The organism is Cellulophaga baltica 18 (assembly GCF_000468615.2).
In the GTDB taxonomy this organism is placed as follows: Bacteria; Bacteroidota; Bacteroidia; order Flavobacteriales; family Flavobacteriaceae; genus Cellulophaga; species Cellulophaga baltica.
Map to the genome: position 1 here is coordinate 785,487 of NZ_CP009976.1, position 22,042 is coordinate 807,528.

Genomic DNA, 22,042 nt, shown 5'->3' on the forward strand with positions numbered 1-22,042 from the left:
TAAACAACTGATTTAAAGTGATTTATATTATTTTCATTAAGAACCAATCTGTATAGTATTGGGTAATCTTTAGAGCTGTTGTATAATTTGTATACAAAAATCACTACCTATAATATCATACATTAACTACTTGCCGCTCCACCAAAATATGTGTTATTAGAAAATAAATAGCAGCACCAAAACCTATGTGATCAGTTAATTTTAAGCACAAAAAAAGGAGCTGCCCCCGCAACTCCTTTTAAACCAAACTAACTAACTTTATCTACTAACAAAATCTTACATATCTAACCAGTTCCCCTCGGCATCGGCATATAATTCCATTTCTTCCCCAGTCTCGCTGGTTACTATTAATTTATATTCTGCTTCTTCATTTACAAAAGCTTGAGAAATTGTTGCTCCCGGAAAATTTTTAGCTAGGGCTGCAGTAATTTCCTCTGGCAATGCCTCTATTTTAATCTCCGAAAAATCTTGAGCAAATATCCCCTCCATAATACCATCATGGAATATCGGAGTAGTTTCTGTTGCTGTTATAGTTCCTAAACTTCCTATAGCTAATGCTGTTGCAAATACTAACTGTTTCATATATCGTGTAATTAAATTCTACATTTGTTTTTTAAACTCGATTTGTATAGAGAAACAATAGTGCCATAATCATTATAAAACAGAAAAACCCCTGCAAATCATTGATTTACAAGGGTTTTTATAATTTAAATAATAGTACACTATGTATATATGTGTATCTTTTCCATATAAATATGTATAAAAGTTACACACTTTAAGCTACACTCCTTAGCTTACTTGATGCGATTTTTTAAATAAATCGTTCACTGTTTTTACAGGATTGAAGGTTACTAGTGGTACTTCTACAAAAATAGTATTCCAGAAAGCCATTGCTCCGTTCCATAGACCCGGAAGCTCTAAAGCTTTTAGCTCCTTACCGTCTTTAGTTTTTTCTGTAATAAAGCCTTGCTTTACATCTACAAAATTTATTAAGTTGAATTTCTCTCCTTTAAAATTCTTTACCCCACATACTAAGTCTACTGGATTAAAATGTGTAGAATTTTTCAAAATATTCATTTGACTTCCATTTGAAGCATCTATCTGTGCAGATTCTATAATCTGAAGTGATGCATTCCCTTTAACACCTTTAATCCAGAAAGGCCCTCCGCCTGGCTCTCCTTCATTTTTCACCATTCCACAAATACGAATAGGTCTGTTTATTTTATCGATAAGAATTTCAATCTGCTCATCAATGGTGTAGCTTTCAAAAATAGCTGAAAATCTAGCGTTTAAATGGTTCTCTAAGAACGATTTAATCTCCATCATTGTATCAAAATTTAAGCTCGATTTATCTTCCAACACCTGAGCATATTTAAATGCTTTATTCTGAAGTTCTATTAGAAGTCCCGCTAATACTTTTTTGCTATTGGCTACCTCTTCAATATTTCTTGAAGGCACCACATTATCAATATTCTTTATAAAGATGATATCTGCATCTTGTTCATTTAAATTTTCTATCAGCGCGCCATGCCCTCCTGGTCTAAATAGTATGGCACCACTTGCTTCTCTAAAAAGTTTATTATCCATAGTAACAGCAACAGTATCTGTTTCTGCTTTTTGGAAAGAATAACTTACATTAAATGAAGCGTTTGTAGCTTCGGACACACGCTCCTTAATTGCATCAAACTCTTTATTAAACATTTCACCATGCTGCTCAGATATGGTAAAGTGTAAATTAGCCTCCCCTTCCGCACTTGCATATAGCGCTGCCTCTTTCAAATGTTCTTCAAATGGAGTTGCAGCATAATCACCATAATTATGAAATGGCAATAGTCCTTTAGGATAAAAACCATAATTTAAACCTTGCTCACTCAGCATTTCTTTTACAAAAAGAAATAATTCTTCTCCTTCGGTAGTATACTTTCCTTTTATTCTTAATTGTATTATTTCATAAAAAGGCAGGTGAATCAACTCCTCAGAAAACTTCTTTATATCTTTATCTCCCGCTCTACTTATATAAGCATCTAGCGCTTCTTCTTCTGGATTGTATTTTTCCAAGAAATTAAAAAACGCCTTAAACATACGTGATGCCGCTCCAGATGCAGGAACAAATTTTAACAGCGATTTTTTATTTTTTTCAGCATCAAAAGATTCGATAAACTTCTTCTCCTCATCGGCAGAGAATTTTAATATTCCTTCGTCTACAACTGCTGCTTTCTCTAATTTTACGAATGGAATACCTTCTTTAAATGTTTCTATTTGTTTCAAAACCTTTTCGGCTGCTATTCCTTTAGAAACTAATTGTTGTTTGTCTTGGTTTGAAAATGCTGTCATTGGTCTAATAGTGTATTTATGTGTTCTATTGCTGTTTTTAATCTAGTTGCTTTATCGCCCTTTAATATGATATACTTACGGTTGTACCTATCAAGGGTATCTTTAAAATATTGAAACATTTTCTCCCGCTCTAAGGGTTTGTCCCTCAAATCATCTTCTTCCCACGGTACATCAATATAAGTTAAAAAATAAAGATCATAGGTGTTCTGAAGTGCATACTTGTCTAAAACGGGATCACAATGGCCAATATAATACGCCTCCGAATATACTTTGGTCTCTAATAAATCAGTATCGCAAATCAAAACTTTATTAGCTTTTTTAGAAAGCTTGTTTTCTAATTTCATTTGACCCGCCGCGATAGGCAGTAAATCTTTAGGCTCGCAGGTTTTTTTTTCTTCGTTCCATTTATCCTGCAAATATTCTCTTGCATATTCTGGTACCCAAACCGAGTTATAATAACGCGCCAGTTGTCCGGACAAAGTGGTTTTCCCTGTAGATTCAGGCCCGAATAAAACTATTTTTATTACGTCTGAAGGTTCTTGTTTAAAGTTTTCTTCCATGCAGCATATCCAAAAATTGCAATAAATGTAAATATAAGGTACTGAAGGCTTGTGAATGTAAAGCCTTTGTAAAAATATAGGGGAACTGAGATTATATCTCCGATGATCCAATATAACCAATTTTCCACTTTCCGTTTTGCCATCAACCACATTCCAACAAAAAAGATGGCTGTAGTTACAGTATCAACATAAGCAGTCCAGCTTGTCCACTTATCAAAAATTTGATACACTACAAATACAAAAACAATGGTAGAAAAAAAGATAATAGCCGCTATTTTGTGTTCTTTAGCTGTTGTTCTCGAAATAGGAGTGGTATGTTCATTATCTACCTTTCGCGTCCATACGTACCAGCCATACACACTCATGATAAAATAGTATACATTTATCATCATATCTCCCAAAAGCCCCCAAATAACTAATAGGTATACAAAGATTGCCGTACTAATCATACCCGTTGGATAGACCAGTATATTATTCTGTTTAGAGAATACTACCGATAGAAGTCCGAAAATTACAGCAACAATTTCTAAAACAATATGATGTGTTTCATACTGCGCATATTGTTCAAAGAAAAAATTAAAAATGGGGCTCATAATCGCTCCTGTCTGATTTTACAATTTTCATAAACAATAAGCCATTATCCATGAGCTCAAAAGCTTCTTTTACTTCGTTTTGAAGTAAGGACATTACTACATCATACTCCCCATACACCTGGGTACTGAGCGGGTTTTCTAAAACTGTTAAACCAGAATCTCTAAGCTTTTTTATAAAAGCAATAATTATAGGTTCAAAAGTATCTTGTAAAGGGGAAAGCGTAAGCTCAACAGAAATATTCATTTTATGTTATAGTTTAACAGAGTACACACAGGTGTAGCCTTCAAATTCTAAAAAATCTACCGAATACGAAGAGTTTTTTCCTTGATACATAATCTCGGCAATAGATTCTTCGTCTTCCAAATCAAATTCTTTAACATCAATATGTTGTAAAAAACTTAAGCCTTTTTCTGAGTAGATTTTATATATTGCCTCTTTCGCCCCCCAAACAATGGTTAACTTTCGGATGATAGCGTCAGCATTTGCAAGTGTCCTGTATTCTTCTGGTTGTGTGAATTTATGTGCAATTTTCATTATTTTATCACGCTGCAACTCAATATCAATCCCTACCTCATCTGTTAGTGCTACAATTATTCCTGTAAAATCATGGGAATGTGTTATAGAAATATGGTTCCCATCATTTAAATGTGGTTTACCATTTGCATCATAATATAAGTCATGATCCGTATAACCAGCCTCTGCCAATAAGTGTCTAATACTTAGAAAACCTCTTCTATGCGCTTCAGACTTCATACCTGCTAATCTGTTTGCACAGTTATCTGTAAGTATAATTCCCTTAGCTAGTTGGTCCTCAGACTCTGTTACTTGCCAGATAAAAACTGTTATGCTAGGTGTTACCGTAATTGTTTTGTAAAGAGGCATTGCTTTAGTACCTTTGCAATCACTAAATTCTTAGTGATAAAATTGCTATTTAACGAAAGTAAAAATAAAAAAGGATATGAGCACTAAAACTGTTTCTTATATACCGAACAAGGTAAAAGACATTACTCTAGCAGATTGGGGTAGAAAAGAGATTAATTTGGCAGAGGCTGAAATGCCAGGATTAATGTCATTAAGAGAAGAATACAAAGACGAGCAACCTTTAAAAGGTGCACGTATTGCTGGTTGTTTACACATGACCATTCAAACAGCAGTTCTTATAGAAACTTTAGTTGCCCTTGGCGCTGAAGTAACTTGGAGTTCTTGTAACATTTTCTCAACACAAGATCAAGCTGCTGCGGCTATTGCTGCTGCAGGAGTTCCTGTTTATGCTTGGAAAGGTATGAACGAGGAGGAATTTGATTGGTGTATTGAACAAACGTTATTCTTTGGTGAAGATCGTAAGCCATTAAACATGATTTTAGATGATGGTGGTGATTTAACCAACATGGTTTTAGATAGATATCCTGAGCTTGCGGAAGGTATTAAAGGTTTATCTGAAGAAACGACTACTGGAGTTCATAGACTTTACGAAAGAGTTAAGAATGGTACGCTTCCAATGCCTGCTATAAATGTAAATGACTCTGTTACTAAATCTAAATTTGACAACAAATACGGTTGTCGTGAGAGTGCTGTAGATGCAATTAGAAGAGCAACAGATACTATGCTTGCTGGTAAAAGAGTGGTAGTTGCCGGTTATGGTGATGTTGGTAAAGGTACTGCTGCTTCGTTTAAAGGAGCTGGTTCTATTGTTACCGTTACAGAAATTGACCCTATTTGTGCTTTACAAGCGGCAATGGATGGTTTTGAAGTTAAAAAACTAGAAACTGTTGTTGGTAATGCGGATATCGTAATCACGACTACAGGGAATAAAGACATTATTCGTGGAGAGCATTTTAAAGCAATGAAAGACAAAGTTATCGTTTGTAACATTGGCCACTTTGATAATGAGATTGACATGGCTTGGTTGAACAAAAACTACGGTCATACAAAAGACGAAATTAAACCTCAAGTAGATAAATATACTATTGATGGTTCTGATATTGTTTTATTAGCAGAAGGACGTTTAGTAAACTTAGGTTGCGCAACTGGACACCCTAGTTTTGTAATGAGTAACTCATTTACCAACCAGACGCTTGCTCAAATAGAACTTTGGAACTACAATGATAAATATAAGAACGAAGTTTACATGCTACCTAAGCATTTAGATGAAAAAGTAGCTGCTTTGCACTTAGCTCGTTTAGGTGTAGAACTTACGGAATTAAAGCCAGAACAAGCATCATATATTGGTGTTAAAGTTGAAGGTCCATTTAAACCTGAATACTATAGGTACTAGAACATTGAACTATTAAAATCAAAATCCTTATTTTTTTATGAAATAAGGATTTTTGATTTTTTACGCTTAGACCACCAAACAAATGAACATACTTTTAACAGGAGCAACCGGAACATTAGGTTCTAGAGTATTATTTTCCCTCATAGAACAGCGGTTTGACACTATCGAACGCATTTATCTTCCTGTTCGAAAAAGAGCCACTATATCTCCTGAAAATCGCATTAAAAATGTGATTACAAGCGAATATGCTCCAGAGTTTATTAAGAATAACCTAGCAGAGATTTTAAATAAAATTAGCGTCATTGATGCCAATGAATTATTAAATCCAGCTTCTTTTTTAGGCTCCAAAAATCATATTGATTATTTTATTCATTCTGCAGGTTTTGTAAACCTATCTACAGACCCCAATGCAAAACAAGAAATTTTCAAAGAAAACTTACAGTTCACCAAAGACATCTTTTATGCGTTTTATAAACACATTACTAAATTTGTCTACATAAGTACTGCATTTGCCGCAGGGAATATCGGCGGACTTATTAAAAACGACTACAGCATATTAAAGGGCGAAAATTATCGCAATCACTATGAAGCCTCTAAACATGCTTCTGAGAAATTCTTAATTGAAGCTGGAAAAGAAAAAAACATTCCTATACAAATACTAAGACCCAGTGTGCTTGGAGGCAACATCACAGAAAGTCCAAATTACTTTATTTCTAAGTATATGGTATTCTACCTCTTTGCAAAGTTTTTCAACAACAACAGTTCAGATGATGCCGTACGCATTACCACCACGGCAACTACGGGATTAAATATTATCCCTACCGATTATGCCGCACAAGTCATCGCTAAAGTAATTGCAACAGATATTGAACAATTAAATATTGTACACTCTAAAGAGACCAATATGATGAAAGGTATCGCCAAAATATTAGAGGCTGTTGAATACACCAACTTCTCATTCACAGAAGACCTCATTAACGCTTCTACAGGTTTCACATCTAAACTGGAAGCTTTTTATTATGAGACTATTGGCGTTCATTTACACCCCTATATGACCTCAAAACCTCATGAGTGGGACACGACACTTTTAGAAAGCATCTTACCCATTCCAGAATATAATCTTGAAGATTATCTATCAGAAACGGTAACTTTTGCTAGAGGTAAAAAATTTAGAAATCAGAAATGGTAAAATAAAAAAGGGCTAACTATAAAAGTTAGCCCTTTTAATATCCTCTTTATTCATTTATTGTCGTTCCAATCCCAATTTGGCCAAATCATAGAAAAAGAAATCTTTCTCATCATTCATTGCCACAAAAAGACCGTTTTTAAATGTTGCGTTTAGAGGCACTGTTACCACATCACAACCATCCGTCTCTAAGGTTGATAAATTAACGGCCTTTATAAATTCATTTGTAGTTCTAGAAAAAATATTGAACTGTCCTTTCTGCTGATCTGATACTATTATATAGCCCGTACCATCTTTGTAACGCGCAAGTGCAATACCTTCTATATCTTCCTGAAAAAGGGCTCCCCCAAAACAGCTAAGCTCCTCATCACCCATGGTAGGTTCTGCATAATATTTACGGATGCCATGTTGTTCATCAGAATAATAAACAAAACCTAATTCAGAATCTACCGCAATAGCCTCAATCTCTTTCTTACCACTAAATTTTCCAAATTTCCGAACCAAGGAAGACTTTACCACACCCAATGTATCGGCTGAAATTTTATACTGATACAAGTATCCCAGTTCTGGCCCTGACTTACGCCCTACGATAGCATACAAAGTGCCATCTTTAGGTGAAGAATATAAGCTAATTCCCATTGGATATGTAAACGCTGAGTTTCCTTCATCTTCAAAAACTTTGAATCCGCCATTATCTAAGGGACTCATAGCAGGCACGGAGAACATTCTAATTTGATTTTTTTCTCGTTCCGTAAACAAAAGAACATCGGTCTTTAAAGAATCGTTTAACTTAAAACCATAGGCAAGATCTACATTATTAGGCCGTTTTATATTTCTAATGGTCTTACTCGCTATAATTTTACCTTGCAAATCAAATGCATACACAGCACCATTCGTTTCCTTATCTGTACCAAAAACAATACTTTTTGAGGCATCAATGGGGTTTACCCAGATAGCAGGATCATCCGTATCGTTTAAAGTTTTTTCGGTCTTAATATCCGGAGCCACTGCAGGTAATTTATCTGACTTACATGCACTCATTACTAAAAAAGACCACACGCTATATACTACTATTTTTTTCATCTTACTTTCTTTAATTGAAATACACTTAAAAGGGTTACTTTTTAAACAAGTCATACTTTAAACCAATAGTAAAACGCTGTCCGTAGTATTCCATCTGCTGCGTGCGCTCTTTTACACCTTGGAAATAACGCAGGGGTTGATTCGTAATATTGTTAATATCGGCATATATGCTAAGGCCAGCACTCACCTTATAACTAGTATTAAAATCTAAGAAGAACTGAGTATCATAATAACGATCCTCAAAATCATTTCCACCCAGCTCATCAATATAAGCGTCTGTAAAATTTCCTGATAATCTGGCGGAGAACCTTTTATCATTATACGCCAAAGAGGCATTAAAAGTATTAGGAGTCGTATTAGGCAAGTCTACGTCGTCTCTTTCATCACCGTCCTCATTCATGATCCCATTTGCAGCAGACGTGATGAAGGTATAATTAAGGTACATACTAAAGTTTCTAGCAAAGCCAGGCAAGAAATCTAATTGGCGCTGGAATGCAAATTCGGCTCCAAAAATACTAGCACCCTCGCCATTTAATGGCTGAAAAATATCATATCCTGCAGTACCTGCCCCATACGTATCATCTGCAGTATCTCCTACAAAAGTATAGATGAAGTTATCAATATTTTTGTAAAACAGACCTCCAGAAAGCAAGCCTACACTTTCAAAATAATGTTCTGCCATCAAATCAAAATTCATTGCGGTAGTTGCTTCCAAGTTTGGATTCCCCAATACAATTTCTTCATCTCCAGAAACTACATCTACAGAAGGGACCAGATCTGCATAATTTGGTCTTGCCAACGTATTTGTCCATGCCAAACGCAACACGGTAGCATCAGAAACCGTATATTTAAAATGCACTCCAGGCATTACGTTAGTATAGGAGCTTTCTGCCGTTATCTCACCTTCTAAATTTTCTTCATCTGCAATTCGGTTTCCTATAGCGGTTACTTCCGTATGCTCCAAACGTACCCCAAAAAGCATTCCTAATTTTTCAGATAGTTTTTGATTTGCCATGACATAACCTGCAAAAACATTCTCGTCTACAGTATAGTTTTCTCTCAAAAACTCATCTGGAATAGCCTCACCATTCACAAGATTTAAAGAACCTAACCACTCCTCATCTACAAAAGAGCCTATCTGATATTTACTCCCCGCTAAAAAATCAGCATCAGAGATATTTCTAGTAACTGTTGAACTTAGTGTTGGATAGTCATCTTCCAAATCATACTCAAAAAAATCATTTTCACGTAACTTTGTTTTCATTCGGGCTCTAGCACCAAACTTCAGTGTACCATCACCCTGCCCAAAGAAATCTGTTGGCAATTCAAAATTTACAAACACATTAAAATCTTCCTCTTTGGTAAACTGATTCTCTTCGGTTACTTCGTCATATTCAAAATTCTCCAAAGAAGCATCAGAAGCATTGGCAGCCGTCATTATAGGAAAGCGCGTATCAGTATTATCATTTGAAACGATATATTCAGAAGCAAATACAAAATAACGTTCATTTAATCGTTCCTCAGAAGCCTTAGCAAAAGAAGTCATCCAATCCACTTTTACATCACCCCACAGATGCTTACCTCCAAGGCTATAGTTTTGCATACGCTGATCTTCTAAACGTCTGTTTTTGTTTCTTTTATTATCAATACCCCCTTTCGTCTCACGAGCCACTTCAGCAGGAAACATGGTTGGAACTCCGTCTGTTATTGTAAAATCTCCTAGCGCTATATCTTCCGCATCTAAAATTTCACTTTGAAGCCTAAATCGATTCTCTCTATCATCTCTCCAGTTATATATGCTCTTTAAAAAGAGTGTATTATTCCCATCTATTTTATAATCCATATTTGCAGAAAAGCTACGCCTTACCCGTTGCACCAAATACTCTCGCTGTTCAAAAACATTCGTATAAGGATCTACCGCTACTTCTTCCAAAATAGGCTCCCCTTCAGCATCATCTACCCCTGTATTATACTCAAATTCATCAGTCCACTCTGACTCAACATTATCAGACCCAAAATCATTATTATTGTAAGATGCAGAAACCATCCAACCAAATTTACCATTAGCACTCCTATCTCCTAGAAGAAAGGAACCATTATAGATAGGCTTATCTGTAATAAAATTTACCCCTGAACCCGCTGTTGCTGAAAGCCTAAATCCTTGTGGTGATGTTTTAGTAATCAAATTTACAGAACCTCCCAATGCATCAGCATCCATATCTGGAGTAACTGCCTTACTTACCTCAATTGTCTGAATCATATCTGCTGGAATTAAATCCATCTGCACATTTCTATTATCTCCTTCAGCAGAAGGCACACGGCTACCATTTAAGGTCACCGAATTTAATTGTGGAGATAACCCACGAATAATAATGTTACGCGCCTCTCCCTGATCTACCTGCATTGTGATACCCGGAATACGTTTTACAGCATCACCAATGTTTGAATCCGGAAACTTTCCTATCTGATCTGTTGAGACGACATTGGTAATATTCATATTATTTTTCTGAGTATTTAACGCCTTGGCTTGACTACCCAAACCGTAACTTACCACTTCTACCCCTTCTAACTCCAAACTTTTGGGCGCAATGGAAAACTGTACAGATGTGGTCTTATTTTCTAAAACAGTTACCACTTGATCCACATCTCCATACCCTAAATATGAAATAGTAAGCAGATGTGCACCCGCCGGAATTTGAACAAAAGAAAAGTGCCCATCAAAGTCGGACACCACTCCCTTTTTTAAGGACGGAATAAGTACGGTAGCTCCGGGCACAATTAATCCGTTTTCATCAGAGATTGTACCTTCCACATTGCCATTTTGAGCATTGACCACTATACTACTACAAGCAACAAAAAGCAGGAATAGCATAAATTTTAAAGAATTTTTTGTTTTCATTTTCATTGGTTATTTACAGTTCAAAATTATGTATATCAAACACATAGCATGTTTTTTTAATGAAAACAAAATGGCAACAACGGCTTAAAACAAAGGAAACAACAAGGCAACAATAAAGATTAATTTACATTGCAATAACCTAGTAGAAACACTAGCCCAAAAACGGCTATATGGAACGCAAAAAAGCAGTTAAATCTTCTTTAGAGGTAATGGGTAATTTTTTTCTTAGACGGTATCTAGAAACTCTAACACTATCTGGTGTTAATCTTAAAATTGAAGCTATTTCTTTAGATGACAAACCAAGCCTTAAAAGAATACTTAATCTAAATTCTGCCGGAGACAAAACCTCCAAGGCCTTGCTATTAATTTGATTTTGATATGCCGGATGTGTTTCTTGAAACAGCACCATAAACTCTCCCCACTCCTGCTCCTGTGATAAATTAAAATCGATTTCCTTAATCAAGGCTTTAAGCTTCCTTTTTAAATCTATATTATTTCGTTCTAACGAATTCTTCAGGGTCAGCGCAAAATCTGCTAGCATCTTATTCTTCTGAGAAATATATAAACTGTATCTTGATAATGATGCGTTTTTAACAGCTACTTCCCGCTGTAAATTCTCTTCTTCCAAATGCTTTTTACTTAATTCTACCTGTAACAGTTGTTGCTTGTACTTGGTTTCCTTTTCTGTTTGTATCCGTTTTTTCTTTACATAGGTATACCCAAGAAGTATGAAAATAAAAAAACACACTACAGAAACCATAAGTATTGCCTTCTGAGCACGATCAATCTTACTATTTTGTAGTAACCATTGAATTTGCGACTCCTTCTCCTTTGTATCATAAATAATCTGAAGTGCACGTCCTTGATTAGCATTTTGCACCCGTTTATTTTCTTTGTCGATACGAATAAATTCATTTAGGTGAGTCACAGCCAATGCGTAGTTTCCCATACATTCCAAATTCTCCGCCAAATCTTTATGACTGCTAGCCTCTTCATGAGCATGGCCGAGTATTTTTGAAATTTCTAGCGCTTTTTGAGTATACTGGAGTCCCTCCTTGCACGATTTTGATTTCCGGTATACATCCCCTAAATTATTTAAAATATTTGCGAAACGCGCATCGGTAGTTGATGTATGATATTGCAGAGATTTCTGAAAATAACCAAGTGCCTTTTGGTACTGTTCTAAATCTTCGTAGACGCTCCCTATATTTTCATACACAATAGATACCCCTTCGGCATCTTTAAGCGCTGAGTATAATTCTATACTTTCTTTTTGAAATTTCAAAGCCTCATCATATCGTTGTTGCTTTTCAAAAGATGTTCCAAGGTTACTTTTAGCATAAGCTAATTGAGTTTTATTTTTTTGCAACAAAGCTTCCTCAAGTCCAATTCGGAAATAATGTTCTGCTGCCTTATAGTTTTTAAGTTGTAAATGAACAATACCCAGTCTATTTACCAATTCAAGAAATAAGCTTTCATGATTATCTTTCCCTAGTAATAAAATTGCTTTGTTAAACTGATTTATAGCTTCAGAATACACTTCATTCTCTTGGCAAAAAATGCCTAGTTTCAAGTGTGCTGTAGCTATAGTGCGTGCATCTGAAGATTTTAATTCACTTTTAAGGCGCTCGTTTAACCGTATGAAGACAAGATCAATACTATCCTTAGCTACATCAAATTTCACCGCCTCCTGAGAAATGAGTTGTGCTGTATTAAAAAGATAAAGAAGGAATAGTTTTGAGAACACGCAATACCTGTATTTAATCTTGAAAAGTACAAGATTGGCTTAACCTTAAGTTTAAGCAGGTATTATGATTAAGTAAAGTATTTGGTGTAACGCAAAAACCCTTTATCGCTAATGAAAGCAATAAAGGGTATTATTTTGTATAAAGAAATTATCTCTTAAGCTTCGAAAGGCTCAATAGATACGAAAGATTTCCCTCCCGCTTTCTTTTGGAATTTTACGATACCATCTACACGAGCGTGTAAAGTGTGATCTTTTCCTGCGTATACATTTTCACCTGGATTGTGTCTAGTTCCACGCTGTCTAACTAATACGTTACCAGCAATAGCAGCCTGACCACCAAAAATCTTAACACCTAAACGTTTCGATTCTGATTCTCTACCGTTTTTAGAACTACCTACACCTTTCTTATGTGCCATTTTGTTACGGTTTTATTTTGTTAAACTTATGCTGGTTTCCCACCATCTAATTCATCTTGCCATTTTTTCAACTCATCCCACTTACCTTCAGCAGCTAATTTAGCTTGCGCTGGCCATGTGTCAGTTACGTGATTTCCACGAACGTCAGCGATGATTTCAGAGATTTTTGCAGCATCAGTTTTTGCTAATTCAGCAAAAGTTGAAATTCCTGCAGCAACCAATGTTTCAGCAATTTTTGGCCCAATACCTTCAACTTTTTTCAAGTCGTCAGCTTTGTCAGTAGCTTTAGCGGCTGCTTTTTTAGGAGCGGCTTTTACAGCTTCTTTTTTAGGCTCTGCTTTCTTCTCTGCTTTTTTAGCACCTGAAGAAACTATGCTTTCAATTACTAATTCCGTTAAATACTGTCTGTGACCGTTTTTAACTTTGTAACCTTTACGTCTTTTTTTCTTAAAAACGATTACTTTGTCACCTTTAAGGTGCTTAATGACTTTTGCCTCAACAGCGGCTCCGTCTATAGCTGGGGCGCCAATAGTAATGTTGCTACCGTCTTCTAATAAAAGAACATTGTCAAAAGTAACTTTGCTACCTTCTTCGTTCTGTAAACGGTGAACATACACTTTTTGGTCTTTCGCAACTTTAAATTGCTGCCCTGCTATCTCTACAATTGCGTACATAGCTTGTGTTTGTTATTAATCAATATTTTATCACCCATTTCATTAGGCGGGTGCAAATATACTGCTAAATACTTAACTAGCAAGTGTTTTTTAAGGAAATTAAGCTTAAAATCATTTTAAATTATTAGATGACTTAAACAACTGCATAAATGCTAAGGTAAGTACTACCGTCGTAGCAAAGCCCATTATTGCCACAGTAAAAAACAACAACCCCTCTCCCGTATGATATTCCCTGAACCATACTTTAGAAAGTTCAGGTAGAAAGTCAATATTAATTTCTGTTGCGTAAAAGGCAAAAAATATTGTAAAAATTAGTGTGGCAAGAAAACCGGTTGTAATTCCTGCAGCAAATCCTTGGCGGTAATCAAATGTTTTCCCTTTTAAAACTTTAGTGAACTTAATAGCCTCATAAATCCCAAAACCGGTAATTATACTATTAAACAAACTATAAAACCCATTAACATGTAAATTAAACAAGGACAGCACGAGAAAATAGGCAATTAAACAACCACTAGTAGCAATACCAAACCTAATGGGTAGCGTAAATTTTTTCATAATCATATCATTTTAAATTACTTCGTTTAATTTAAGAAAAAAAAGGCAGGACTCATCACACAATTCATTAATAATCAATTATTTAAAAAATAATTGTAGAAAAAAGTCCATTTTTTTGTAACAAATGATAATTTCCACCAACAAATAGTCAAATTAATGTCGATAATCCTTAAATTTATCGACAAACAATACTATATAACACTATTAAAATGAGAAGAAAATTAGTTCTAGCTGCATCACTTTCCTTAGTTGCTCTTGGGATGCAAGCCCAGGAAGTGGCTTTTGAAGAGTATGACTTAGAAAATGGTCTACATGTTATCTTACATCAAGATAATAGCGCACCATTAGTAACAACTGCCGTAATGTATCATGTTGGCGCAAAAGATGAAGATCCAGAAAAAACAGGTTTCGCTCATTTCTTTGAGCACTTGCTTTTCGAAGGAACAGAAAACATTGAGCGCGGTAAATGGTTTGAAATTGTGGCATCCAATGGAGGCCAAAATAATGCCAACACCACACAAGACAGAACCTATTATTATGAAGTTTTCCCTTCTAACAACCTTGAATTAGGATTATGGTTAGAATCTGAACGTATGCTACATCCTATCATTAATAAAATTGGCGTAGACACACAGAAAGAAGTTGTTCAGGAAGAAAAGAGAAGAAGTTATGATAATGCTCCTTATGGCCGTTGGAGAGAAGTAATGTCCAAAAACTTGTTTAAAAACCATCCTTACCGCTGGCAAACTATTGGTTCTTTAGAGCATTTAGCGAGTGCTACTTTAGAGGATTTTAAAAAGTTTAACAAAATGTACTACGTTCCTAACAACGCTTCATTAGTTGTTGCTGGTGATTTTGAGATGAGCGCTACAAAAAAAATGATTCAAGATTATTTTGGCAGTATCCCAAAAGGTGACGCTATAAAGAGAGAGACCTTTAAGGAAGAACCTATTACACAAACAATCAAAGCAGAATTTAGAGATCCTAACATTCAAATTCCTTTAATTATGTTAGGATATCGTACTCCTGAACAAACCAATAGAGAAGCTTATGTATTAGATATGGTTTCCACTATTTTAAGTGATGGCAAAAGCTCAAGACTGTACAAGAAAATTGTTGATGAAAAGAAAATGGCACTACAAGTATTTGCATTCAACGGTTCTCAAGAGGATTATGGAACTTATATCGTAGGCGGACTACCTGTAGGTGAAAACACCCTAGAAGCAATTCAAAAAGAAATTGACGAAGAAATTGTAAAATTACAAACGGAATTAATTTCAGAAAATGAATTTCAAAAACTTCAGAATATATTTGAAAATAATTTCGTGAATTCTAATGCTAGTGTTGAAGGTATTGCTAATTCATTAGTAAGAAACTACATGCTTTATGATGACACCAACCTAATCAACACTGAAATAGATATTTACAGATCTATTACTCGCGAAGAGATTAAAGCCGTTGCTAAAAAATATCTGAATCCTAACCAAAGAGTTGTTTTAGAATATTTACCAGAAGAAAAACCAGCGAATTAATTAGCACCCTGAGATAAATAAAGCACACATGAAAAATATATATATTACATTAGTTTTTGCATTATTTGCCATGGCATCCAATGCACAAATAGATAGGAGTGTCATGCCTAAAGCAGGACCTGCTCCAGAAATCAATTTAAAAGAACCACAACGTTTTGAACTTAAAAACGGACTTAAAGTTTTAGTGGTTGAGAATCATAAACTACCAAGAGTTTCTATTCAATTAAGAATAGACAACCCACCAGTTGCAGAAGGAGATAAAGCAGGTGTAAGTACATTTGTTTCTAGCTTATTAGGAAATGGATCCAAATCGATCTCCAAAGATGATTTCAACCAAGAGGTAGATTTTCTAGGCGCTAGCATCAATTTTGGATCACAAAGCGCTTTTGCCACTTCCTTATCTAAATATTTCCCTAGAATTATTGAATTAATGGCTGATGCTGCCATACACCCTAACTTCACACAGGAAGAATTTGACAAGGAAAAGGAAAAAATCCTTACCGGAATCAAATCGGAAGAGAATGACGTAGCCTCTATAGCCAACAAAGCACAAACTGCTTTAGCTTACGGAAAAAATCATCCTTATGGAGAGTTCAGTACCGCAGAAAGCATTAACAACATTAATCTTACTGATGTTCAAAAGTTTTATTCCAACTATTTTGTCCCTGCGAATGCTTATCTAATTATTATTGGTGATGTGAACGTAAAAGAGGTAGAGAAATTAGTTAAGAAGAATTTTACCGCTTGGACAAAAGCAACACCTCCATCATTTCAATTCTCTAAACCTTCAGACGTTCAATACACACAAATAAACTTTGTAGATGTACCTAATGCCGTACAATCTGAAATAGCCGTAGAAAGTTTAGTAGACTTAAAAATGAGTGATCCCGATTATTTCCCAGCTTTAATTACCAACCAAATTCTTGGTGGCGGAGGAGAAGGACGCTTATTTTTAAATTTAAGAGAAGATAAAGGATATACTTATGGCTCCTACTCTAGTCTAGGTAATGACAAATATGCACCTGCAAGATTTAGAGCTACTGCTCAAGTTAGAAATGCTGTAACCGATAGTTCTATTGTTGAAATCTTAAAAGAAATAGATAAAATCAAAACACAGCCTGTTACTGAAAAAGATTTAGCAAACACAAAAGCTAAGTATATCGGTCGTTTTATAATGGCATTAGAGCGCCCAGAAACTATTGCTGGGTATGCTTTAAACATTGAGACAGAAGGATTACCTAAAGATTACTATAAGACCTATCTAGAACGCATCAATGCTGTAACGGTTGCCGATGTACAAAAAGCTGCCAACAAGTATTTCACGACTGCTAACGCCAGAATAGTCGTTGCTGGTAAAGGAAGTGAAGTTCTTGAGAATTTAGAAAAAGTAACTTTCAACGGAAAAACAATTCCTGTAAAGTATTACGATAAAAAAATAAATTCTACCGAAAAGCCCGATTACAATGCTGCACTACCAGAAGGCGTATCTGCACAAACCGTAATTGATAACTATTTTGAAGCTATTGGCGGTAAAGATAAAGTAAACGCTATCACTTCTTTAATCTTGGTTTACGAGGGCTCCGCAATGGGATCTAAGATAAAAACAGAGGAAAAAAGAACGGCAGACAAATACGCTATGACGATGTATATGAATGACGCTCCTATGCAAGGTGTTATAGCCAAAGGTGATGAATTATACATGAAACAAGGTGGCAACAAAATGCCTTTGCCAGAGAATATGGTTGCCGACATGAAAAACGCTTTAGGTATTTTTCCTGAACAAACATTTATGGCTACCGGTAAGGCAAAACTAGTAGGTATTGAAGACGTTAATGGTGTAAAAGCGTATAAAATTGATGTTCCCGGAGAAGTAGTTTCTGCTTCTTATTTTTACGCAGTTGAAACAGGCCTTAAGGTGAAAGAAGTTTCTACCACTAGCATGAATGGACAGACACAAGCACAAGAATCTGAATTATCTGACTATCAAGAAATAGAAGGTATCAAATTTCCTGGTACAAAATCTGCTTCTTTAGGTCCGCAGAAAATGGAAAGCAAATTAATTTCCGCTACCGTTAATAAAGGAATCACAGATGCCGATTTTGAGTAATTAAAACCTTAAAATAACATCTAAAACCCTTCAATGCTAATTATTTAGTTTTGAAGGGTTTTTTTAATAGTTTAACAAAAAGACATTCTAAATACGCTTTACAAACTTTAAAAAAGAAAGATATAGTATCTTTGTAGTACAATAATAGATTATGAAAAAACTAGGCCTTATCCTCTCAGTTATAGCAATATCATTAACTTATTCCTGTAAGGATTCTGACACAAAAGAAGCTCCTACACAAATGCAGCAAGTCATGGCGGTTCACGATGAAGTGATGCCTAAAATGAGTACCATTGGAAGACTGATCAGTAAAATAGATGAAAAAATTCAGGAAACAGATTCTACGGAAACACTCTTAAACGCTCAAGCAGACCTAAGAGACGCTAATAAATCTATGATGGAGTGGATGAAAGGTTTTGGCGATCGCTTTGAATCTGATGAGATCATGAAAGGAAAAAAATTAACCAAAGAAAAGCAACGCTTTTTAGACGAGGAAGAGGTTAAAGTAAAAGCTTTAAGAGATAAAATGAATACAAGTATTGAAAACGCAGAAGCTCTTTTAAAATAAGGAGTTTCTTCGTTAGTTTTTCCAACGCAAAGTTTCCATAATAGCACGCATATCTTCCTGAAGATAATCAGCCGCAGGCAAAATAGAATCGTAATTAGGCTTAGAATAGAAATAAACAGAACCTGTTATAAAATGCTGAACACTGTCTGTTAAATAAAACTGCGATTGCGAAGCGGCATCCCCTATGATTTGAAAATAAGTGCCATATACCTTATTCTCCTCATTAATAAACGTTCTAGGCTGAATATTATCTGCCTTTTTCATATGATCTAAAGACAATTTTTCTGCATCCGCAATCAACTTATTCAAATTATCCTCTACTTTTTTATGCGTCACAAATATAGAACCACGCATAGAAGGATAATCTATAACAATAGCATTTTGATTTTTGATTATAGGCTTAGCTCGATCATTATAATTAAATGAAAAACGATCTGTTTCTAACAGCACCTCATTCGCCATAGGATAATCTAAACGTAACATAGCTTTTGGTTTTGGCATGACACTTTCTTCCGTACACCCTGCTACAGCTAATATTGTAACAACTAAAAAAACAACTAACCTATTCTTCATTTGGCAAAATAACTTTTATTTGTTTTAGTCTTTTCTTATCTAAACTTTCTATAACAAAAGTAAACCCATCAAACTCAACAACCTCTCCTCTTTTAGGAAAGCTTCCTGCGATTTCAAGAATAAAACCTGCTATAGTTTCAGATTCACCTTTACGTTCTTCAAAATTTGTTTCGTCATCAATCTTAATAACTCGGTAAAAATCTTTCAGGGCCGTTTTACCATCAAATAAATACTTATTATCATCTAGTTTTGAAAAAATAAGATCTTCGTCATCAAATTCATCACTAATATCTCCTACTATTTCTTCTATAATATCTTCTAAGGTTACAATTCCCGAAGTACCACCATACTCATCTACTACGACCGCTAAATGGTTTTTCTTCTCCTGAAACTCTAATAATAAATCATCTAACTTTTTATTTTCAGGAACAAAATAAGGCTCCCTCACTAAGGTCATCCAATTAAAAGTTTTCCTATCTATATAAGGAAGCAAGTCTTTTACATACAATACCCCTTTTACATTATCTACATTCTCTGCAAATACAGGAACTCTGGAATACCCTCTTTTCTTAATTTCCTCAATAACCTCTAGAAATTTCATATCTACATTCAATGCAAAAATATCTATACGAGGCCGCATTACCTGCTTGGTATCCGTATTCCCAAAAGAAACTATCCCTTCTAAAATCTTCTGTTCTTCTTTAGTGGTATCCCCTTCTGAAGTAAGCTCTAAAGCTTGCGACAGTTGATCTACACTTAAACTAGATTTCTGTTTTCCTAATTTCTTATGCAAGAATAAAGTTATAGATCTCATGGGCGCACTCAATGGTGTAAAAATAACATCAAGCACTTTTAATGGGTAAGACATAGTATATGCAAAACTCTTCTGGTTTCTATTAGCATACACTTTAGGCAAAATCTCACCAAACATCAAGATAAGAAAAGTTACCACTACCACTTCTAAAAGAAAACGTACGGACAAAAAACCAAACAACTTATAGGTAACCTCTTCAAACATGAGATCTCCAATAGCACTAAACAGTAAAACAATAGCTATATTGATGGCATTATTTGCAATTAAAATTGTAGCCAAAAGCTTTTTAGGCTTCTCTAACAATTTTACAACAACACCTCCTTTTGCCGTTTTTTCTTCATCAATGGCGTTGATCTCTGATGCAGACAAGCCAAAGTATGCCACTTCTGCCCCTGATATTAATGCAGAACACAATAATAATATAAAAAGCACTACTAATTTAAGTGCCAAGGCGCTATCAAAAGCAACAAAAGCTAAAAACTGCCTAAAGGGGTCTGGATCCAAAGTTTAAAAATTAAGTTTTAATTTAAAATGGTAAATCATCTTCTTGTTCTGGTGCATTAGTTACCTGATTAGATGCCGATGGAGCATCTACGGGTTTACTTGCCGCCGTATTCTGAACGTTTGAAGTAGGTTGATTATTTTGTACCGCTCCAGAATTTGCTTTTGTTGTTAAAAAGGTAAAGTCTTGAACATGTACTTCTGTAGTATATCTAGGCTGACCATCTTCTCCTTGCCATTGCCTATTTTTTAATCTACCTTCTACATATATCTTATCTCCTTTGCTCAAATATTTTTCACATACTTCAGCAGCTTTATTACGAATAACAATATTATGCCAATCTGTATTTGTTACTTTTTCTCCTGTCTGTCTATTAGTATAGGATTCATTTGTTGCCAAAGGAAAACGTGCAATACAGTTTCCTCCTTCAAAATAGTGAATCTTTACCTCATCACCCAAATGCCCAATTAGCATTACCTTATTTAATGTACCACTCATAACAAATATATTTGGTCAAAAGTACTAAAATTTAAACGTTTTAATGAAATCTGCCACCAAAACAGGTACAGGAAATTTATCAATTTCTTGAAAGGACACCCCATTAGGAACATCCCCCTCTAAGGTAACAATCCAAAAATGAGTTTTTAAGTGCTGATGGGATAATTTATGAACAATCACTTCCTCATTAAACTTATAGAATTCAAACTTCTGATCAAGAATACCATACTGCTCCAGTTCGGTTTGAACATCAACATTAGTTATAGCTGCCTCAGATTCTATTAAAGGAAATTCGTATAAATTTTGCCAAATACCTTTTCCTGTCCGCTGCTTTAATAAGGAGTGATCATTATCTCCTAATAAAACCAAATAATTAAAAAACCTATCTCGGACCTTTGTCTTTTTTATTTTAACCGGTAATTCTTTTACCTTACCATCCTTAAGCGCAACACAACTTGCACTTAAAGGACAAATAGCGCAATCAGGACTACTAGGCACACACTGGATAGCCCCAAACTCCATAATACCCTGATTATAATCCCGAATATTCTTAACACTCATCACTTCCCGAGCTAGGGTCTTGAAGTACTTTATACCTTCTGTACTATTAATAGGTAAAGAAACTCCAAAATACCGCGACAAAACCCGATAGACATTTCCATCTACAACGGGTTCTGGAAGATTAAAACTAATAGAAGCAATGGCACTTGCAGTATAATCTCCAACACCTTTAAGCTTCAATAGCTCTTTATAGGTGTCTGGAAATTGACCATCAAACTCATTTGCTACGATTTTTGCGGTGGCATGAAGGTTCCTTGCTCTTGAATAATAGCCTAATCCTTGCCAAAGTTTTAAAATTTCCTCTTCGCTAGCCGCTGCTAAATGTTTTACCGTTGGAAAATTTTCAACAAACTTTAAATAATAAGGTGTACCTTGAGCAACACGAGTTTGCTGAAGCATAATTTCAGAAAGCCATATATTGTAAGGGTTGACGGTGCTTCTCCAAGGAAGATTCCTTTTATTTGCATCGTACCAACGGAGAATTTTAGCTGAAAAAGTCATTTGAAAAATACTATGTATCAAAAGTAATGGTTTATATCCTTAAAATTAAACTCTTTAAGATGG

Annotated in this window: 21 protein-coding genes; 5 read left to right on the forward strand and 16 right to left on the reverse strand. The window is 35.1% G+C overall.

Annotation, left to right across the window (positions count from 1 at the left end; genetic code table 11):
• Positions 1–276: 276 nt before the first annotated feature.
• The 6 genes from M666_RS03215 to M666_RS03240 all read right to left on the reverse strand — a co-directional run bounded on the left by M666_RS03215 (position 277) and on the right by M666_RS03240 (position 4,370).
• Positions 277–582, reverse strand: coding sequence for a hypothetical protein (locus M666_RS03215; RefSeq protein ID WP_029445055.1), 306 nt, complete (start codon positions 580–582; stop codon positions 277–279).
• 207 nt (positions 583–789) lie between these two features.
• Positions 790–2,334 carry a DUF4301 family protein gene (locus M666_RS03220; protein ID WP_029445056.1) on the reverse strand — a complete coding sequence of 515 codons (1,545 nt, stop codon included), beginning with the start codon at positions 2,332–2,334 and terminating at the stop codon, positions 790–792.
• The gene (locus M666_RS03225; protein WP_024479149.1) at positions 2,331–2,894 is read right to left on the reverse strand and encodes an ATP/GTP-binding protein; all 564 of its coding nucleotides are present in this window, start codon (positions 2,892–2,894) and stop codon (positions 2,331–2,333) included. The genes M666_RS03220 and M666_RS03225 overlap by 4 nt, the downstream gene beginning before the upstream one ends.
• Complete coding sequence (gene pnuC, locus M666_RS03230) at positions 2,858–3,487, reverse strand: nicotinamide riboside transporter PnuC (RefSeq protein ID WP_024479150.1); 630 nt, start codon at positions 3,485–3,487, stop codon at positions 2,858–2,860. The genes M666_RS03225 and pnuC overlap by 37 nt, the downstream gene beginning before the upstream one ends.
• On the reverse strand, positions 3,471–3,731 hold the full coding sequence (locus M666_RS03235) for a YkoF family thiamine-binding protein (RefSeq protein WP_029445057.1): 261 nt from the start codon (positions 3,729–3,731) through the stop codon (positions 3,471–3,473). The genes pnuC and M666_RS03235 overlap by 17 nt, the downstream gene beginning before the upstream one ends.
• Positions 3,732–3,737: 6 nt before the next feature.
• Positions 3,738–4,370, reverse strand: a complete 633-nt coding sequence (locus M666_RS03240; protein WP_029445058.1) for a 4'-phosphopantetheinyl transferase family protein — start codon at positions 4,368–4,370, stop codon at positions 3,738–3,740.
• Positions 4,371–4,446: 76 nt separating this feature from the next.
• Here M666_RS03240 and ahcY point away from each other — a divergent pair, with 76 nt between their 5' ends.
• Both ahcY and M666_RS03250 read left to right on the forward strand, forming a co-directional pair.
• On the forward strand, positions 4,447–5,763 hold the full coding sequence (gene ahcY, locus M666_RS03245; protein WP_024479153.1) for an adenosylhomocysteinase: 1,317 nt from the start codon (positions 4,447–4,449) through the stop codon (positions 5,761–5,763).
• Between the two features lie 82 nt (positions 5,764–5,845).
• Positions 5,846–6,952, forward strand: coding sequence for an SDR family oxidoreductase (locus M666_RS03250; RefSeq protein WP_029445059.1), 1,107 nt, complete (start codon positions 5,846–5,848; stop codon positions 6,950–6,952).
• Positions 6,953–7,006: 54 nt separating this feature from the next.
• On the opposite strand, the gene M666_RS03255 is transcribed toward M666_RS03250, so the two are convergent.
• The 6 genes from M666_RS03255 to M666_RS03280 form a co-directional block, all read right to left on the reverse strand.
• Positions 7,007–8,032, reverse strand: a complete 1,026-nt coding sequence (locus M666_RS03255; RefSeq protein WP_029445060.1) for a phytase — start codon at positions 8,030–8,032, stop codon at positions 7,007–7,009.
• A gap of 34 nt (positions 8,033–8,066) precedes the next feature.
• A complete protein-coding gene (locus M666_RS03260; RefSeq protein ID WP_029445061.1) occupies positions 8,067–10,931 on the reverse strand; it encodes a TonB-dependent receptor in 2,865 nt (954 codons plus the stop codon).
• 166 nt (positions 10,932–11,097) lie between these two features.
• Positions 11,098–12,678 (reverse strand): tetratricopeptide repeat protein, encoded by a 1,581-nt coding sequence (locus M666_RS03265; RefSeq protein ID WP_029445062.1) that lies wholly within the window; start codon positions 12,676–12,678, stop codon positions 11,098–11,100.
• A gap of 155 nt (positions 12,679–12,833) precedes the next feature.
• Positions 12,834–13,094, reverse strand: a complete 261-nt coding sequence (rpmA, locus tag M666_RS03270) for a 50S ribosomal protein L27 (protein ID WP_024479158.1) — start codon at positions 13,092–13,094, stop codon at positions 12,834–12,836.
• Positions 13,095–13,120: 26 nt separating this feature from the next.
• Positions 13,121–13,768 (reverse strand): 50S ribosomal protein L21, encoded by a 648-nt coding sequence (gene rplU / locus M666_RS03275; protein WP_024479159.1) that lies wholly within the window; start codon positions 13,766–13,768, stop codon positions 13,121–13,123.
• Positions 13,769–13,879: 111 nt separating this feature from the next.
• Entirely contained in the window at positions 13,880–14,323 is a 444-nt protein-coding gene (locus tag M666_RS03280; protein ID WP_029445063.1) for a DUF4199 family protein, read from the reverse strand.
• Positions 14,324–14,532: 209 nt separating this feature from the next.
• Here M666_RS03280 and M666_RS03285 point away from each other — a divergent pair, with 209 nt between their 5' ends.
• The 3 genes from M666_RS03285 (at position 14,533) to M666_RS03295 (ending at position 18,530) form a co-directional block, all read left to right on the forward strand.
• Positions 14,533–15,855 carry a M16 family metallopeptidase gene (locus tag M666_RS03285; RefSeq protein WP_025613882.1) on the forward strand — a complete coding sequence of 441 codons (1,323 nt, stop codon included), beginning with the start codon at positions 14,533–14,535 and terminating at the stop codon, positions 15,853–15,855.
• 28 nt (positions 15,856–15,883) lie between these two features.
• On the forward strand, positions 15,884–17,962 hold the full coding sequence (locus M666_RS03290; protein WP_029445064.1) for a M16 family metallopeptidase: 2,079 nt from the start codon (positions 15,884–15,886) through the stop codon (positions 17,960–17,962).
• Positions 17,963–18,113: 151 nt separating this feature from the next.
• Complete coding sequence (locus tag M666_RS03295) at positions 18,114–18,530, forward strand: hypothetical protein (RefSeq protein WP_029445065.1); 417 nt, start codon at positions 18,114–18,116, stop codon at positions 18,528–18,530.
• Positions 18,531–18,542: 12 nt separating this feature from the next.
• On the opposite strand, the gene gldD is transcribed toward M666_RS03295, so the two are convergent.
• Genes gldD through mutY form a run of 4 tightly spaced genes read right to left on the reverse strand, consistent with a single transcriptional unit; the run spans position 18,543 to position 21,979 of the window.
• On the reverse strand, positions 18,543–19,103 hold the full coding sequence (gldD, locus tag M666_RS03300; RefSeq protein WP_024479164.1) for a gliding motility lipoprotein GldD: 561 nt from the start codon (positions 19,101–19,103) through the stop codon (positions 18,543–18,545).
• Positions 19,093–20,421 (reverse strand): gliding motility-associated protein GldE, encoded by a 1,329-nt coding sequence (gene gldE, locus M666_RS03305; protein WP_024479165.1) that lies wholly within the window; start codon positions 20,419–20,421, stop codon positions 19,093–19,095. The genes gldD and gldE overlap by 11 nt, the downstream gene beginning before the upstream one ends.
• Positions 20,422–20,443: 22 nt before the next feature.
• On the reverse strand, positions 20,444–20,917 hold the full coding sequence (locus M666_RS03310; protein WP_024479166.1) for a single-stranded DNA-binding protein: 474 nt from the start codon (positions 20,915–20,917) through the stop codon (positions 20,444–20,446).
• Positions 20,918–20,941: 24 nt separating this feature from the next.
• Positions 20,942–21,979, reverse strand: a complete 1,038-nt coding sequence (mutY, locus tag M666_RS03315) for an A/G-specific adenine glycosylase (RefSeq protein WP_029445066.1) — start codon at positions 21,977–21,979, stop codon at positions 20,942–20,944.
• Positions 21,980–22,042: the final 63 nt, after the last annotated feature.

Coding starts and splice junctions, on each gene's coding strand:
- M666_RS03215 (WP_029445055.1), bottom strand. CDS start 582: ATGAAACAGTTAGTATTTGCAACAGCATTAGCTATAGGAAGTTTAGGA.
- M666_RS03220 (WP_029445056.1), bottom strand. CDS start 2,334: ATGACAGCATTTTCAAACCAAGACAAACAACAATTAGTTTCTAAAGGA.
- M666_RS03225 (WP_024479149.1), bottom strand. CDS start 2,894: ATGGAAGAAAACTTTAAACAAGAACCTTCAGACGTAATAAAAATAGTT.
- pnuC (WP_024479150.1), bottom strand. CDS start 3,487: ATGAGCCCCATTTTTAATTTTTTCTTTGAACAATATGCGCAGTATGAA.
- M666_RS03235 (WP_029445057.1), bottom strand. CDS start 3,731: ATGAATATTTCTGTTGAGCTTACGCTTTCCCCTTTACAAGATACTTTT.
- M666_RS03240 (WP_029445058.1), bottom strand. CDS start 4,370: ATGCCTCTTTACAAAACAATTACGGTAACACCTAGCATAACAGTTTTT.
- ahcY (WP_024479153.1), top strand. CDS start 4,447: ATGAGCACTAAAACTGTTTCTTATATACCGAACAAGGTAAAAGACATT.
- M666_RS03250 (WP_029445059.1), top strand. CDS start 5,846: ATGAACATACTTTTAACAGGAGCAACCGGAACATTAGGTTCTAGAGTA.
- M666_RS03255 (WP_029445060.1), bottom strand. CDS start 8,032: ATGAAAAAAATAGTAGTATATAGCGTGTGGTCTTTTTTAGTAATGAGT.
- M666_RS03260 (WP_029445061.1), bottom strand. CDS start 10,931: ATGAAAACAAAAAATTCTTTAAAATTTATGCTATTCCTGCTTTTTGTT.
- rpmA (WP_024479158.1), bottom strand. CDS start 13,094: ATGGCACATAAGAAAGGTGTAGGTAGTTCTAAAAACGGTAGAGAATCA.
- rplU (WP_024479159.1), bottom strand. CDS start 13,768: ATGTACGCAATTGTAGAGATAGCAGGGCAGCAATTTAAAGTTGCGAAA.
- M666_RS03280 (WP_029445063.1), bottom strand. CDS start 14,323: ATGAAAAAATTTACGCTACCCATTAGGTTTGGTATTGCTACTAGTGGT.
- M666_RS03285 (WP_025613882.1), top strand. CDS start 14,533: ATGAGAAGAAAATTAGTTCTAGCTGCATCACTTTCCTTAGTTGCTCTT.
- M666_RS03290 (WP_029445064.1), top strand. CDS start 15,884: ATGAAAAATATATATATTACATTAGTTTTTGCATTATTTGCCATGGCA.
- M666_RS03295 (WP_029445065.1), top strand. CDS start 18,114: ATGAAAAAACTAGGCCTTATCCTCTCAGTTATAGCAATATCATTAACT.
- gldD (WP_024479164.1), bottom strand. CDS start 19,103: ATGAAGAATAGGTTAGTTGTTTTTTTAGTTGTTACAATATTAGCTGTA.
- M666_RS03310 (WP_024479166.1), bottom strand. CDS start 20,917: ATGAGTGGTACATTAAATAAGGTAATGCTAATTGGGCATTTGGGTGAT.
- mutY (WP_029445066.1), bottom strand. CDS start 21,979: ATGACTTTTTCAGCTAAAATTCTCCGTTGGTACGATGCAAATAAAAGG.